Source organism: Agrococcus sp. Marseille-P2731 (assembly GCF_900117395.1).
Taxonomy (GTDB): Bacteria; Actinomycetota; Actinomycetes; order Actinomycetales; family Microbacteriaceae; genus Agrococcus.
The window spans coordinates 320,532-334,748 of the sequence record NZ_FPEG01000003.1 but is presented as its reverse complement, the minus strand read 5'-3'; the positions used below and the strand labels follow the sequence as shown (position 1 = coordinate 334,748).

General features: G+C 71.6%; 12 protein-coding genes and 1 tRNA gene. 8 read left to right on the top strand and 5 right to left on the bottom strand.

The window, feature by feature from the left end; all coding sequences use genetic code 11:
- Window positions 1-5 precede the first annotated feature (5 nt).
- A complete protein-coding gene (locus tag BQ6202_RS09755; RefSeq protein ID WP_072314281.1) occupies window positions 6-2,402 on the bottom strand; it encodes a phosphoketolase family protein in 2,397 nt (798 codons plus the stop codon).
- 137 nt (window positions 2,403-2,539) lie between these two features.
- Here BQ6202_RS09755 and BQ6202_RS09750 point away from each other — a divergent pair.
- Window positions 2,540-2,612 (top strand) — tRNA-Thr (locus BQ6202_RS09750).
- Between the two features lie 163 nt (window positions 2,613-2,775).
- Complete coding sequence (gene nhaA / locus BQ6202_RS09745) at window positions 2,776-4,035, top strand: Na+/H+ antiporter NhaA (RefSeq protein WP_234946183.1); 1,260 nt, start codon at window positions 2,776-2,778, stop codon at window positions 4,033-4,035.
- Window positions 4,036-4,068: 33 nt separating this feature from the next.
- Here the strand turns inward: nhaA and BQ6202_RS09740 are convergent, their stop codons facing one another.
- A complete protein-coding gene (locus BQ6202_RS09740) occupies window positions 4,069-4,311 on the bottom strand; it encodes a hypothetical protein (RefSeq protein WP_072314280.1) in 243 nt (80 codons plus the stop codon).
- Between the two features lie 105 nt (window positions 4,312-4,416).
- Here BQ6202_RS09740 and BQ6202_RS09735 point away from each other — a divergent pair, with 105 nt between their 5' ends.
- From BQ6202_RS09735 to BQ6202_RS09720, 4 genes are all read left to right on the top strand, one after another.
- Window positions 4,417-4,989: an isochorismatase family protein gene (locus tag BQ6202_RS09735; RefSeq protein ID WP_072314279.1), complete on the top strand. Its 573-nt coding sequence runs from the start codon at window positions 4,417-4,419 to the stop codon at window positions 4,987-4,989.
- A gap of 123 nt (window positions 4,990-5,112) precedes the next feature.
- Window positions 5,113-7,221: an MMPL family transporter gene (locus BQ6202_RS09730; RefSeq protein WP_234946182.1), complete on the top strand. Its 2,109-nt coding sequence runs from the start codon at window positions 5,113-5,115 to the stop codon at window positions 7,219-7,221.
- A 63-nt stretch (window positions 7,222-7,284) separates the two neighbouring features.
- Window positions 7,285-8,754, top strand: a complete 1,470-nt coding sequence (locus BQ6202_RS09725; protein WP_072314277.1) for an NAD-dependent succinate-semialdehyde dehydrogenase — start codon at window positions 7,285-7,287, stop codon at window positions 8,752-8,754.
- A gap of 71 nt (window positions 8,755-8,825) precedes the next feature.
- The gene (locus BQ6202_RS09720; protein ID WP_072314276.1) at window positions 8,826-9,191 is read left to right on the top strand and encodes a hypothetical protein; all 366 of its coding nucleotides are present in this window, start codon (window positions 8,826-8,828) and stop codon (window positions 9,189-9,191) included.
- A gap of 18 nt (window positions 9,192-9,209) precedes the next feature.
- Here the strand turns inward: BQ6202_RS09720 and BQ6202_RS09715 are convergent, their stop codons facing one another.
- The 3 genes from BQ6202_RS09715 to BQ6202_RS09705 all read right to left on the bottom strand — a co-directional run bounded on the left by BQ6202_RS09715 (window position 9,210) and on the right by BQ6202_RS09705 (window position 12,339).
- On the bottom strand, window positions 9,210-10,121 hold the full coding sequence (locus BQ6202_RS09715; RefSeq protein ID WP_072314275.1) for an NADP-dependent oxidoreductase: 912 nt from the start codon (window positions 10,119-10,121) through the stop codon (window positions 9,210-9,212).
- Between the two features lie 184 nt (window positions 10,122-10,305).
- Window positions 10,306-12,102 (bottom strand): ABC transporter ATP-binding protein, encoded by a 1,797-nt coding sequence (locus BQ6202_RS09710; RefSeq protein ID WP_234946181.1) that lies wholly within the window; start codon window positions 12,100-12,102, stop codon window positions 10,306-10,308.
- A gap of 33 nt (window positions 12,103-12,135) precedes the next feature.
- Window positions 12,136-12,339 (bottom strand): transcriptional regulator, encoded by a 204-nt coding sequence (locus BQ6202_RS09705; RefSeq protein WP_072314273.1) that lies wholly within the window; start codon window positions 12,337-12,339, stop codon window positions 12,136-12,138.
- Window positions 12,340-12,441: 102 nt separating this feature from the next.
- On the opposite strand from BQ6202_RS09705, the gene BQ6202_RS09700 reads away from it, so the two are divergent.
- Window positions 12,442-13,368, top strand: coding sequence for an ABC transporter ATP-binding protein (locus tag BQ6202_RS09700; RefSeq protein WP_072314272.1), 927 nt, complete (start codon window positions 12,442-12,444; stop codon window positions 13,366-13,368).
- Window positions 13,365-14,213, top strand: coding sequence for an ABC transporter permease (locus tag BQ6202_RS09695; protein WP_072314271.1), 849 nt, complete (start codon window positions 13,365-13,367; stop codon window positions 14,211-14,213). The genes BQ6202_RS09700 and BQ6202_RS09695 overlap by 4 nt, the downstream gene beginning before the upstream one ends.
- Window positions 14,214-14,217: the final 4 nt, after the last annotated feature.

The window sequence follows — 14,217 nt, the reverse complement described above, 5'->3', positions numbered from 1 at the left end:
TCGCGTCAGGCGGGCCACTCCCAGTCGGCGACCTCCGGGATGTCGATGCCGTGCTCGCGCGTGTAGGCCTTCGCCCGGTCCCGCGCAGCCGAGAACGACTGCCTCGCCTCGGCGTGCGACTGCGCGAAGCCGGCGCGATCGATGACGTCGATCGCGAGGGTGTAGCGGTCGAGTCCGTTCATCATCACCATGTCGAAGGGTGTGGTGGTCGTGCCCCGCTCCAGGAATCCGTGCACGTGCAGCTGGTCGTGGCCCGAGCGCCGGTAGGTCAGGCGATGGATCGTCCACGGATAGCCGTGATAGGCGAACACCACCGGCTTGTCCGCCGTGAAGAACCGGTCGTACTCGGCATCCGGCAGCCCGTGCGGATGGTGCTCCTCCTGCTGCAGCCGCCCGAGGTCGACCACGTTCACGACCCGCAGCGACAGCTCCGGCACGGCCTCGCGCAGCAGCGAGGCGGCGGCGAGCGCCTCGAGGGTCGGCACGTCCCCCGCGGCCGCCAGCACCGCATCCGCCGGCCGCTCGTCGGTCTCGGTGCCGGCCCAGGGCAGGACGCCCAAGCCGCGCTCGCAGTGCTCGGCGGCCTCGTCGAGCGTCAGCCACTGCGGCTGCGGCTGCTTGCCGGCGACGATCACGTTGATCGTGCCGGTCGAGCGCAGGCAGTGGTCGGTCGTCGCGAGCAGCGTGTTCGCGTCGAAGGGCAGGTAGACGCGCACGACCTCGGCGCTCTTGTTGAGCGCCACGTCGATGAAGCCGGGATCCTGATGGCTGAAGCCGTTGTGGTCCTGCCGCCAGACGTGGCTCGAGAGCAGGTAGTTGAGGCCTGAGATCGGCTCGCGCCACGGTACGTGCATCGCCGATTCGAGCCACTTCGCGTGCTGGTTCAGCATGGAGTCGACGATGTGGGCGAAGGCCTCGTAGGTCGTGAAGAGCCCGTGGCGCCCGGTCAGCAGGTAGCCCTCCAGCAACCCCTGGCAGAGGTGCTCGCTCAGCACCTCGATGACGCGGCCGGTGGGGGAGAGGTGCTCGTCGCCGGGCAGGGCCACCGCGTTCCACTGCTTGTCGGTGACCTCGTAGACCGCGGGTGCGAGGCGATTGGATGCGGTCTCGTCGGGCCCGAAGAGGCGGAACGTCTCGGGGTTGTCGCGCAGCACCTCGGCCAGCCATGCGCCCAGCACCGCCGTCGAGCCGGTGCTGCTGGCGCCGCGCCGCGCGGGGTCGACCTCGTGCGCTGAGCCGCGGAGCGCGGCGAGGGAGAGGGGCTGCCTCAGCACCCCGCCGTTCGCGACCGGCGTCGCGCTCATGCGCAGGTCGCCGCTCGGCGCGGCGGCCGTGACGAGCTCTCGCGGCGCGCCCCGCTCGTCGAAGAGCTCGTCCGGGCGATAGGAGCGCAGCCACTCCTCGAGCAGCCGACGGTGCTCCTCGTCCTCGCGGACCTCCTCGAGCGGCACCTGGTGCGCGCGCCAGGTGCCCTCGATCGCCTGTCCGTCGACCTCCTTCGGGCACGTCCAGCCCTTCGGGCTGCGCAGCACCAGCATGGGCCAGGCAGGTCGGGCGGTGAGCGTGCCGGCCGCCGCATCCGCCTTGATCGCCGCGATGCGGTCGAGCGCGTCGTCGAGCGCGGCGGCGAAGCGGCGATGCGAGCCCGCCGTGTCGTCGTCACCGCCGACGGTCACGAGGATCGGGTCGTGCCCGTAGCCGCGCATCAGCTCGAGCAGCTCGTGCTCGGGGATCCGCGCCAGCAGCGTCGGGTTCGCGATCTTCCAGCCGTTGAGGTGCAGGATCGGCAGCACCACCCCGTCGGCCACCGGGTTGAGCAGCTTGTTCGCGTGCCAGGAACCAGCCAGCGGCCCCGTCTCGGCCTCGCCGTCGCCGATGACGCAGGCGACGAGCAGCTCGGGGTCGTCCAGCGCGGCGCCGTACGCGTGGGCGAGGGAGTAGCCGAGCTCGCCGCCCTCGTTGATCGAGCCGGGCGTCTCCGGTGCCGCGTGGCTCGGGATGCCGCCGGGGAACGAGAACTGCCGGAACAGCCGCTGCATGCCCCGCTCGCTCTGCTCGATGTCGGGGAACCGCTCGGTGTAGGTGCCCTCGAGCCACGCGCAGGCGACGCCGCTCGGCCCGCCGTGCCCGGGCCCCATCACGAACAGCGCGCGCTGCTCGCGCTCGCGGATGACGCGGCCGAGGTGCCCGTAGACGAAGTTCAGCCCCGGCGTGGTGCCCCAGTGGCCCAGGAGCCGCCGCTTGAGGTGCTCGGGCTCGAGCGGCTCGCGCAGCAGCGGGTTCTCCTGCAGGTAGATCTGCCCGATGCTCAGGTAGTTCGCGGCGCGCCACCAGGCATCGACCTGCTCGAGGGCGGTGGGGGAGGCGGGTGCGGTGCTGAGTCTCCAGGCTGGCGCGGTCATGGGTTCGAGCCTGATAGAGAGGGCTCGGTGCGTCAACTCCGGGTGCGGGCGGATGCGCCGCGGCGCGGGTGCGGAGCACGCCTGCGGTCGTGGCTGGCGAGGCAGATGCGCTATGATCGTTGATCGTGCCTCGGCACGCCGCCTTAGCTCAGTCGGCAGAGCGATTCACTCGTAATGAATAGGTCGGGAGTTCGATTCTCCCAGGCGGCACAGGGAACAGCCTCGCGGGCTGCCCGGCGCATCTCCGATGCGCTGGGCGCTCAGCGGGGCTTCCTCCGTCTCTCGCGGCGAACGCGGCGAGGGCGTGGTGTGCCGGGAAGCCTGGTCGGCGTGCCGCCGAGCGAACCTGCTCGGCGGGGACGACGGGAGACCCGTGGAACCGACCCGCACACCCATCGGCGCACGACGCGCGCGCATCGCGCAGGCCCTGCGCCTCGAGACGACCAGCGGCGTGCTGCTGCTGATCGCCGCCGCTGCCGCGCTCGTCTGGGCCAACTCGCCGTGGCGCGACTCCTACGCATCCCTCATGGAGCTGCGCATCGGCCCGGAGCTGCTGCACCTCGACCTGAGCGTCGCGGCGTGGGCGGCGGACGGGCTGCTGGCCGTGTTCTTCTACGTCGTCGGCGTCGAGCTCAAGCACGAGATCGTCGCCGGCAGCCTGCGCGATCCGAAGCGAGCAGCCGTGCCGGTGCTGGCCGCGGTCGGCGGCATGGCGCTGCCGGCAGCGGTCTACATCGCCGTCGTCCTCGCTGCCGGGGATCCGGAGGCGCTGAGCGGCTGGGCGATCCCGGCCGCCACCGACATCGCGTTCGCGCTGGCCGTCCTGGCGATCTTCGGCCGCGGCCTCCCGGTGGGCCTCCGCACCTTCCTGCTGACGCTCGCGGTCGTCGACGACCTGCTGGCCATCGTCGTGATCGCCGTGTTCTACACGGCGACGGTGCAGCTGTTCGCGCTCCTCGGCGCGCTCCTCGCCCTCACCGCGTTCGGGCTGCTGGTCCGATCCCGCTACGCCATGTGGTGGCTGCTCATCCCGATCGCGCTCGTCGCGTGGTGGTGCATGCACGAATCCGGTGTGCACGCGACGATCGCCGGCGTGCTGCTGGGCGCGCTCGTGCCCGCCGCGCCCGTGCACGGCGAGCGGCACGCCCGCACGCATCGCCACGAAGCCGCCGTGCGGCCGTGGTCGACCGCGGTCGCGCTGCCGGTCTTCGCGTTCTGCTCGGCGGGCGTCTCCGTCGCGGGTGGCGGCGGCTTCGCCGAGCTGGCTGCACAGCCGGTGCTGATCGCGGTGGCGGGTGGGCTCGTCCTGGGCAAGCTCATCGGCGTGCTCGGGGTCACCGCGCTCGTCACCCGGATCACGCCGCTGCGCCTGCCGGACGGCATCGGCATCCGGGATCTCGTGCCTGTCGCGCTGCTGACCGGCGTCGGCTTCACCGTGTCGCTGCTGATCACGGAGCTGTCCTTCGACGACGCCGCGCGCACCGACGCGGCCAAGCTCGCGGTGCTCATCGGCTCGGGCGTCGCAGCGCTGCTGGCGGCTCCACTGCTGCGCTGGGATGCGCGGCGCTCGCGCAGCCGGGACGAGAACCGCGACGGCGAGGTCGACAGCCCTCAGGCACGCATCGGCGACTGAGCGGGCCCACGGCGAGACGCTCGGGCGCAGGTCTCAGACCGCGCGCTCCCAGACGTCCTCGAGCAGCATCAGCACGATGGGTGCGCCCTCGTCGTCTCGCGCTGCGAGCCGCACATAGGTGAGGCCGTCGGTCGCGACGACCCGGTCGGTCGCGACGCTCGCCTCTCTCGCCCAGGCCCGCAGGCTCGAAGGGCCGCTCGCGCGGGCCTGGAGGTCGGAGAGGACTGCGGCGATGTCTGCAGTGCTGAAGACCGGCAGGCGTGGCGAGGTGAGCACCTCCAGAATCTACCCGATTCTGTACCCCAAATTGACCGCGCGCGGTCGCGCTGCCCGGAGCGCATCCGCACCGCTGCGCTCGGCCGAGCGGCGTACCCTGGCCCCATGAGCGCAGGCATCCTGATCGTCGACGTGCAGAACGACTTCACCGAGGGCGGCGCTCTCGGCACGGCCGGCGGCGCTGCCGTCGCGGCCGCCATCAGCGAGCACCTGCGCACGCACGACTACGCCATCGTCGCCGCGAGCCGCGACTGGCACGACCCGCAGGGCGACAACGGCGGGCACTTCGCGGCGGGCGAGCCCGACTACGTCGACACCTGGCCGGTGCACTGCGTCGCAGGCACGCCCGGCGCCGACTACCACCCGGCCCTCGACGTGCTCGCGATCGACGTGCACATCAAGAAGGGGCAGGGCGAGCCGGCGTACTCAGCGTTCGAGGGTACGACCGACGACGGCGAGACCCTCGCCGAGGTGCTCGAGGAGCAGGAGATCGATCGGCTCGACGTCGTGGGCATCGCCACCGACCACTGCGTGAAGGCGTCGGCGCTCGACGCGGCCCTCGCGGGCATCCGGGTGCGCGTCATCGACGGCCTGACCTCGGCGGTGTCGCCCGAGACGCGGGCGGCCGCGCTCGACGAGCTGCGCGACGGGGGCGTGGAGATCGTGCGAACCGTGTGAGGCTCGACGGCTCGCTCCAGGTGATGCGCCTGGCTTGTAGATAGCCAAACTAAAAGATAGTGTGGCGAAGTGTCATCGCGCGAACGCTCCGCTACCCGTCGGATCCCCACTTGGCTCCGGGTGGTGCTGCCTGCCGTCCTGATCCTCGGCTGGTTCGCCGCCGCGGGCTTCGGCGGGCCGACCTTCGGCAGCCTCTCGACGGTCGTGTCCAACGACCAGAGCAGCTTCCTGCCCTCGAGCGCGGAGTCGACGACGGTGCAGGAGGCGCTGGCCGAGTTCGTGGGCGCCGACGAGATCCCCGCGATCGTGATCGCCGCGACCGACGGCGACATCCCCGCGGACGCGCTCGAGGGGCTCGAGCAGCTGCAGCAGTCCGTGACCGACATCGACGGGGTCGTCGAGGCGTCGCCGCTGATACCGAGCGAGGACGGCCAGGCTGCGCAGTTCGTCGCGGTGCTCGACAGCTCGGGAGAGCTCGCGGACATCGTCGAGGAGGTGCGCGGGGCCGTCGCCGACGCCGACCTCGGCGACGAGGTGCAGACCGCGGTCACGGGCCCGGCCGGCTTCACCGCGGACATCAGCGCGGCCTTCGGCGGCATCGACGGCATCCTGCTGCTCGTCGCGCTCGGCGCGGTGTTCGTCATCTTGGTGATCGTCTACCGCTCGCCGCTGCTGCCGCTGCTGGTGCTGTTCACCTCGGTGTCGGCGCTCTGCCTCGCGATCCTCATCGTCTTCCAGCTCGCGAAGGCCGAGGTGCTCACGCTCAGCGGGCAGACGCAGGGCATCCTCTTCATCCTCGTCGTCGGTGCCGCCACCGACTACGGCCTGCTGTACACCGCGCGGTTCCGCGAGGCGCTCGGCGAGGTCGACTCCCGCTGGGAGGCGACGGTCCGCGCGCTCAAGGGCTCCGTCGAGCCCATCGTCGCCTCCGGCGGCACGGTGATCGCCGGCCTCCTCTGCCTGCTGCTGAGCGACCTCGTCTCCAACCAGCAGCTGGGCCCGGTCGCCGCGATCGGCATCGCCACCTCGATCGTCGCGGGCCTCACGCTCCTGCCGGCGCTGCTGCTCGCGTTCGGCCGGGTCGCCTTCTGGCCGTTCGCGCCGACGCCCGAGCGGCCACGCACCAAGCCAGACGGCAAGGGCCTCTGGGGCGGCGTCTCCAAGCTGGTCGAGCGTCGCACGCGCACCGTGTGGATCGCGACGGCCCTCGTGCTCGGCATCGGCGCCGTGGGCGTGACCCAGCTGCAGGCCGAGGGCGTTCCCTCGAGCGACTTCGTCGTCGGCGAATCGCAGGCCCGCGACGGGCAGGCCCTGCTGTCGGCGCACTTCCCGGGCGGTTCCGGCACGCCCACCCAGGTGCTCGCCGCAGAGGCCGATCTCGACGAGGTCGCGGATGCGCTGGCGGCGCTCGAGGGCGTCGAGGGCGTCGCGGTGGTGAGCGAGGATTCGCCGTCCGGATCGATCCCGCTGCCCGTCGAAGCGGCCTCGCCCTTCGCCGAGGCATCGCCGACGGTCGTCGACGGGCAGGTGCTCGTGCAGGCGACGCTCGTCGCCGCGCCGGACTCCGACGAGGCGCAGACCGTGGTGCGCGAGATCCGCGAGGTCGTGCACGCGATCTCGCCCGACATCGCCGTCGGCGGCACGACCGCGACCGCGATCGACACCAACGACGCATCCGCCCATGACCGCGCCCTGATCATCCCCATCGTGCTGCTGGTGATCTCGCTGATCCTCATGCTGCTGCTGCGCTCGATCGTCGCCGCGCTGCTGCTGCTCGCGACCACGGTGCTGTCGTACTACACGGCGCTCGGCGTCGGTGCGGTGATCCTCGGCCTGATGGGGATCCCGGCGATGGATCCTGCCGTGCCGCTGTTCGCGTTCGTCTTCCTCGTGGCGCTCGGGGTCGACTACAACATCTTCCTCATGACGCGGGTGCGCGAGGAGGTGGGGCTCCGCGGCCATCGCGAGGGCGTGCTGCGCGGTCTGCGCGTCACCGGCGGCGTGATCACCTCGGCGGGTGTGGTGCTGGCGGCGACCTTCGCGGCGCTCTCGGTGATCCCGGTGCTGTTCCTGCTGCAGCTGGCCATCATCGTCGCCCTCGGCGTGCTGATCGACACGACGCTCGTGCGCTCGCTGCTCGTGCCAGCGCTCGCTCTCGAGATCGGTCCGAAGACCTGGTGGCCGTCGAAGCTGGCTCGAGCGCCGCGCCAGGGATCGGGCAAGCGCCCCTGACCGATCGGCCCCACTTCGTATACGATGTGAGCATCCGCCGAAGCCACGACGAAGGAGTCCTGCATGAACGCGACCACCGAGACCCAGGTGCTGGATGCCGTCACCGGCCAGCTGTTCATCGGCGGTGAGTGGATCGATGGTGAGCAGGGGACGATCGACGTGCGCGACCCCGCGACCGGCGAGGTCATCAAGCAGATCGCCAACGGATCGGTCGAGGACGGCGTGCGCGCGCTGGACGCCGCCGTCGCCGCGCAGGACGAGTGGGCCAGGACGCCGGCGCGCGTGCGCGGCGAGATCCTGCGGAAGGCCTTCGACCTGCTGCAGGAGCGCAAGGAGGAGTTCGCGCTCCTCATGACGATGGAGATGGGCAAGCCGCTCGCCGAGGCGCGCGGCGAGGTCGCCTACGGCGGCGAGTTCCTGCGCTGGTTCTCTGAGGAGGCCGTGCGCATCGACGGTCGCTACACGATGACGCCGGAGGGCACCGGGCAGATGATCGTGACGCACCGGCCGGTCGGCCCCTGCTTCCTCATCACACCCTGGAACTTCCCGCTCGCGATGGCGACGCGCAAGCTCGGCCCCGCGCTCGCGGCCGGATGCACCGCGGTCGTGAAGCCCGCGACGCTCACGCCGCTGACCACGCTCGCGCTCGTCGCGCTGCTCGAGGAGGCCGGGCTGCCGAAGGGCGTCGTCAACGTCATCACGACGAAGTCGACCGGCGCGCTCTCGGAGCGCCTGCTCGCCGACCCGCGGCTGCGCAAGGTCTCCTTCACCGGCTCGACCCCGGTGGGCGTGCAGCTGCTGAAGCAGGCCGCCGACAACGTGCTGAAGTCGTCGATGGAGCTCGGCGGCAACGCCCCCTTCGTCGTCTTCAAGGACGCCGATCTCGACAAGGCCGTCGAGGGGGCGCTGCTGGCGAAGTTCCGCAACATCGGCCAGGCGTGCACGGCGGCCAACCGCTTCATCGTGCACGAGTCGGTCGCCGACGAGTTCGCGCAGCGCATCGGGGATGCCGTCAGGGCGATGAAGATCGGCCGCGGCACCGAGGAGGGCGTGACGATCGGCCCGCTCGTCGAGGACAAGGCCGTCGACAACGCGGTGCGACTCGTCGACGAGGCCGTCTCGGCCGGCGCGACGCTCGTCACCGGTGGCAAGGCGATCGATGGGCCCGGCTCGTTCTTCCAGCCCACCGTGCTCGACGGCGTCGAGGCGAGCATGGCCGTCTCGATCGAGGAGATCTTCGGCCCGGTCGTCGCGATCCAGCGCTTCAGCACCGAGGAGGACGCGGTGCGGCTCGCGAACGCGACCGAGTACGGCCTCGTCGGCTACGTCTTCACGCAGGACACGAAGCGCGGCCAGCGCATGATCGAGCTGATCGACACGGGCATGATGGGCCTCAACGTCGGCGTCGTCTCGAACGCGGCCGGCCCCTTCGGCGGCGTCAAGCAGTCGGGCCTCGGCCGCGAGGGCGGCGCCGAGGGCATCCACGAGTACCTCGAGACGAAGTACACGCTGATGCCCAACCCCTTCGCCTGAGGCGCGTCGTGGTCGCAGGCCGCGCTCGTGCTGAGCCGGCGCCCCAGCCTGTGCCCCAGGCGCCGCGCGCCATGCGGGCGGCGATCGTGCTCGTCGTGCTGCTGGTGCTCGTGCAGGGCGTGCTGCTGGTGATCGCGGCGCTCGCGTCGATCGGGCGGGCGCCCGTCGAAGAGCTGCTCACAGCGATGGCCTCGGGGGTGCTGGTCACCGCGGTCGTGCCGACCTGCGCGCTGGCGATGCAGCGTGGGCGCCGTTGGGGCCACCCGGTGCTCACCACCGCCATCGCGATCTTCGGCGCCTCGGGCGTGGTGCGGACGGTGCTCGATGCGTCGCTGGGCTCCGTGACGATGGTCGTGCTCTGCGCCGCGATCGGCGCGTGCCTCCTCACTCCGAGCGCCCGTGGTTGGGCGGTAGCGGTCGTCGCGACGCGCCGCTGAGTCGCGACCGGGACGGCTTCAGCGCGTCAGGTCGAGGATGAGCTTGCCGCGCGCGTGGCCGGCCATGAGGCGTTCGTAGGCCTCGCGGAAGCGCTCCAGCGGGAAGCGCTGCTCGATCGCGACCTCCAGGTCACCGGATGCGGCCAGGCGCGCGAGGTCGTCGAGGGCGCCGGTCTGCGCGAGGTCGGTGGCGACGCCGCGGGCGCCGTGCGCGCCCTTCGCGGCGATGGCGATGCAGCGATGGATGGGCACACCGGCCTGGAGCGCAGCAGCGATGCCGTCGGCACCGGCGCAGTCGAAGCACGCGTCGATCGGCAGCATCGTCTCGAGCCGCTCCGGGAGCCCTGCGCCGTAGACGACCGGCTCGGCGCCGAGCGCGCGCAGCAGCTCGTGGTTGCGCTCGCTCGACGAGCCGATCACGCGCGCACCCCGACGCACCGCGAGCTGCACCGCGAGCTGACCGACGCCGCCTGACGCGCCGTGGATGAAGAGGGTCTCGCCCGCGCGCTCGACCAGCTGCTCGACGGCATCCCACGCGGTGCGGCCCGCGACGACGAGGCTGGCGGCCACGCCCGCATCCAGGCCCTCGGGGATGCGGGCGAGGCGCTCCGCTGCGGGATCCACCACGGTGTGATCCTGCAGGGCCCGAGTGCGGGCCGACCCGAACACCCGGTCGCCCACGTCCCATCCGCTGACGCCGTCGCCGACCTCGTCGATCGTGCCGGCGATGTCGTTGCCCACGCCGAGCGGCGGCACGAGGCCGCGGGATGCGGCGGCGGGCCCGCCGGAGAAGATCTTCCAGTCGACGGGGTTGAGGGCGGTGGCTTCCACGCGGATGCGCACCTCGCCGGGAGCGGCGTGGGGCTCGTCGACCTCCCGCAGCTCGAGCACCTCCGGGCCGCCGAAGCGGTCGTGCATGACGCGTCGCATGGGGCAACGGTATGCGGGTGGGGCTTCGACACGCTCAGCGGCCTGCGGGCGCGGAGCGGCTCAGCCGGCGGGCTTGCGGCAGCGGAGCGACTCAGCCGGCGGGCTTGCGGCAGTGGAGCGACTCAGCCGGCGGGCTTGCGGCCGTGGAGCGGCTCAGCCGGCGGGCTTGCGGCCGTGGAGCGACTCAGCCGGCGGGGGCGGCGGGAGCGAGCAGCTGGTGCGCCGCGAGCTCTCGGTAGAGGGGCGATGCGTCGAGCAGCTCGGCATGCGTGCCCTTCGCGAGCACCCGTCCGCCGTCGAGCACGACGATCTGGTCGGCGTCCACGACCGTCGCCAGCCGGTGCGCGATGACGAGCGTCGTGCGCCCCTCGCTCGCCACATCCAGCGCTGTCTTCAACGCGGCCTCGTTGCGGGCGTCGAGGTTGGCGGTCGACTCGTCGAGCAGCAGGATCGGGGTGGACGCGAGCAGCGCCCGCGCGATCGCCAGCCGCTGCCGCTCGCCGCCCGAGAGCAGGACGCCACCCTCGCCGACCTCTGCGCTCAGGCCCTTCGCCGCACGACGCACGAGATCGCTGAGGTTCACCGACTCGAGCGCGGCCAGCAGCTGCTCGTCGCTCGCATCCGGCGCGCCGAGTCGGAGGTTGTCGCGCAGCGTGCCGGCGAGCACGGGGGCATCCTGCTCGACGTAGCCGATCCGCGCGCGCAGGCTGTCGCGATCGACGTCGCGCACATCCACGCCGCCCACGGTGACTCGGCCCTCGGTCACGTCGTAGAAGCGCTCGACGAGCGCGAAGGTCGTCGACTTGCCGGCGCCGGAGGGCCCGACGAGCGCCGTGCGGGAGCCGGCCGGCACCGCGAACGAGACGTCCTCGAGCACCACGCGCGCATCCTCGGCCGCGGGGTAGGCGAAGCCGACACCCTCGAAGGCCACCATCGGTGCGCCCGCTTGCGGCGACAGCGCGATCGTCGCATCAGCGTGCGCCTCGCCGGGCAGCCGCACGATCTCCTGGATGCGGCCGAGCGCGCCGAGCGCGACGCTGACGGCGGCGATGGCACCCGCGAGCTGGCCGAGCGGCATCACCATCAGGAAGAGGAAGAGCAGGAACCCGACCAGCTGCGAGATCTCGATCTCGCCGGTGGCGACGCGGAGGCCCCCGACGCCGAGCACGATGAGGAACGACAGGTTGACGGCGACGCCCAGGATCGGCACGACGAGCGCCGAGATGCGCGCGACGCGCACGCCGGCGCCGAAGGCATCTCCGGCCCGCGAGCCGATCTCGTCGACCTCGCGCTCGGTGGCGCCAGCGGCGCGCACGGTGCGCACGGCGCTGATCGCCCGCTCGAGCGCGCTCGTCAGGTGCCCCACCTGCTCCTGCGCCTTGCCCGATGCGCGCGTCAGCAGCGGCATCACGACGAGCATCGCCGCGATCGCGACGATCAGCACGAGCACGGTCAGGCCGAAGAGCAACGGGTCGATGATGAGCATCGCGATCACCGCGCCGACGAGCGTGAGCACGCCGCCGATCGACTCCACGAGGCCCTGCGTCAGCACGGCGCGCAGCAGCGTCGTGTCGCTGCCGACGCGGCTCACCAGGTCGCCGATGCGCCGCTGGTCGAACTCCGCGATCGGCAGTCGCAGCATGCGACCGACGAGCGTGCGGCGGGTGCGCAGCACCACGTGCTCGCCGAGGAGCTGCAGGAGGAAGTGCTGGAACCCATCCGACACCGCCCCGACGATCACGACCACCACGAGCAGCCACGGCAGCCACTCGAGGGGCTGCATCTCCTCGACGCGCGCGATGAGCTCCTGCACGAGCAGCGGCTGCGCGAGGGCGAAGATCGCCCCGAGGAACGACAGCGCGATCGCGCCGGCCAGCAGCCCCTTCTTCGGGAAGAGGTAGGGCAGCAGCTCCTTGACGCTCGCGCGCGGGCCGTCGTCCTCGCTGCGGCGCCTGCCGAACATGCCTCGTCGTTCGCTCATCCCCGCGCTCTCCGGCTCCCGGGTCGGCATCCGCTACCGCTTCCCGTGCTTCTGGTGGACCGCCTGGCGCGAGACGCCGAGCGCGTCGGCGATCGCCTGCCAGGCGAACCCCTCCATTCTTGCGCGTCTGACGAGCGCCGATTCCTCTCGCTCGATCTCGCGGCGAGCCGCTGCCGCCTCGGCCAGTCGTTCGAGCACGCCGAGCGGCCGCTCCCCCTGGGCTGTCGCCTTGTCCATCTGTCAATGATGGTTGACAACGACGGATGTGTCAACATGGGTTGACGATTGGATGCTGTGGGAGCGGCGCGGTGGGGGCGCCTGGCGCTACTGTGAGGTCTCGTGCCAGCACCTGTCATCGAGGCCACGGGCCTGACGAAGCGCTACGGCGACTTCACCGCTGTCGACGGCATCGACTTCGCCATCCAGCCGGGCGAGGCCTTCGGCTTCCTGGGGCCCAACGGCGCGGGCAAGTCGACCACGATGCGCATGATCGCCGCGACCTCGACCCGCACCTCCGGGGCGCTGAGCGTGCTCGGCTTCGACCCCGCGGAGCACGGCCCCGAGATCCGAGCGCAGCTCGGCATCGTGCCACAGGCCGATCAGCTCGACGAGGAGCTGCGGGTGATCGACAACCTCATCGTCTACGGCCGCTACTTCGGCATGCCGCTGCCCTACGTCAAGCGCCGCGCAGAGGAGCTGCTCGAGTTCGCGCAGCTCACCGACAAGCGCCGCTCCCGCGTCGACGGCCTCTCCGGCGGCATGAAGCGCCGCCTCACCATCGCGCGCGGCCTCATCAACAGCCCCAAGGCCATGCTGCTCGACGAGCCCACCACGGGTCTCGACCCGCAGGCCCGCCATGTGCTCTGGGACCGCCTCTTCCGACTCAAGGAGGAGGGCACGACGCTCGTGCTCACCACGCACTACATGGATGAGGCCGAGCAGCTCTGCGACCGGTTGGTCGTGGTCGACAAGGGCAGCATCGTCGCCGAGGGGAGCCCGGCCGCGCTGATCCGGCAGTACTCGACCCGCGAGGTGCTCGAGGTGCGCTTCGGCTCGGCGCACAACGAGGCCGCGGCGAAGACCATCGAGGGCATCGGCGACCGCATCGAGGTGCTGCCCGACCGCGTGCTCGTCTACGACGATGATGGCGATGCCGCCATGGCAGCCGTGCACGAGCGCGGTCTGCGCCCCGTCACGAGCCTCGTGCGCCGGTCGAGCCTGGAGGACGTCTTCCTGCGGCTCACCGGCAGGAGCCTGATCGAATGAGCGAGACGACGCAGCCCGCGGCGGTGGTCGACGGCGTCGACCACCGCGGCATCGCCCGTCGCAGCCGACGCTGGGGCTGGTGGTACGTCTGCGAGCACCGGGTCCGCTCGATGCGCTCCTACGTCGCCTCGTGGTTCGGCCTCAGCATCGGCGAGCCCTTCCTGTTCGTCATGGGGCTCGGCCTGGGGCTCGCGCTGCTGGTCGACCAGAACCAGGAGTCGGGCGTCGACGGGGTGCCCTACCTCGTCTTCATCGTCCCCGCGCTCATGATGGCCTCCGCCATGCAGACCTCCGCGAACGAGAACACCTGGGGCGTCTTCGGCGGCTTCAAGTGGTTCCCGATGTTCTTCGCGATGAACGGCACCCCGATCAGCGCAGCGCAGATCGTGCTCGGCTACCAGCTCGCCACGCTCGTGCGGGTCGCGCTGCCGCTGCTGACCTTCACCGCGATGATCCTCATCCTGCAGCTCGGCGACCCGCTGGGCGCGCTCCTGCTGCTCCCCATCGGCCTGCTGCTCGCCGCATCCGTCGGCTTCTCGGTGATGGCGTGGGTCGCGACGCAGACCCAGGATCGCGGCCAGCTCTCGTTCATCGAGCGCTTCGTCGTGCTGCCGCTCACGCTCTTCTCCGGCACCTACTTCCCGCTCGAGACACTGCCGTGGTTCCTGCACTGGATCGGGTGGATCTCACCGCTCTGGCACGCCGCCGAGCTCGGCAGGAGCGCGCTCTACGGCGCAGAGCTCTCACCGCTGATGGCGCTCGTGCACGTCGGCTTCCTCGTGCTGCTCGCCGCCGTGACCTGCGTGCTCTCCATCCGCGTCTTCCGGAAGAGGCTCGACACGTGACCCA

Coding starts and splice junctions, on each gene's coding strand:
- BQ6202_RS09755 (WP_072314281.1), bottom strand. CDS start 2,402: ATGACCGCGCCAGCCTGGAGACTCAGCACCGCACCCGCCTCCCCCACC.
- BQ6202_RS09735 (WP_072314279.1), top strand. CDS start 4,417: ATGAGCGCAGGCATCCTGATCGTCGACGTGCAGAACGACTTCACCGAG.
- BQ6202_RS09725 (WP_072314277.1), top strand. CDS start 7,285: ATGAACGCGACCACCGAGACCCAGGTGCTGGATGCCGTCACCGGCCAG.
- BQ6202_RS09720 (WP_072314276.1), top strand. CDS start 8,826: ATGCGGGCGGCGATCGTGCTCGTCGTGCTGCTGGTGCTCGTGCAGGGC.
- BQ6202_RS09715 (WP_072314275.1), bottom strand. CDS start 10,121: ATGCGACGCGTCATGCACGACCGCTTCGGCGGCCCGGAGGTGCTCGAG.
- BQ6202_RS09710 (WP_234946181.1), bottom strand. CDS start 12,102: ATGAGCGAACGACGAGGCATGTTCGGCAGGCGCCGCAGCGAGGACGAC.
- BQ6202_RS09705 (WP_072314273.1), bottom strand. CDS start 12,339: ATGGACAAGGCGACAGCCCAGGGGGAGCGGCCGCTCGGCGTGCTCGAA.
- BQ6202_RS09695 (WP_072314271.1), top strand. CDS start 13,365: ATGAGCGAGACGACGCAGCCCGCGGCGGTGGTCGACGGCGTCGACCAC.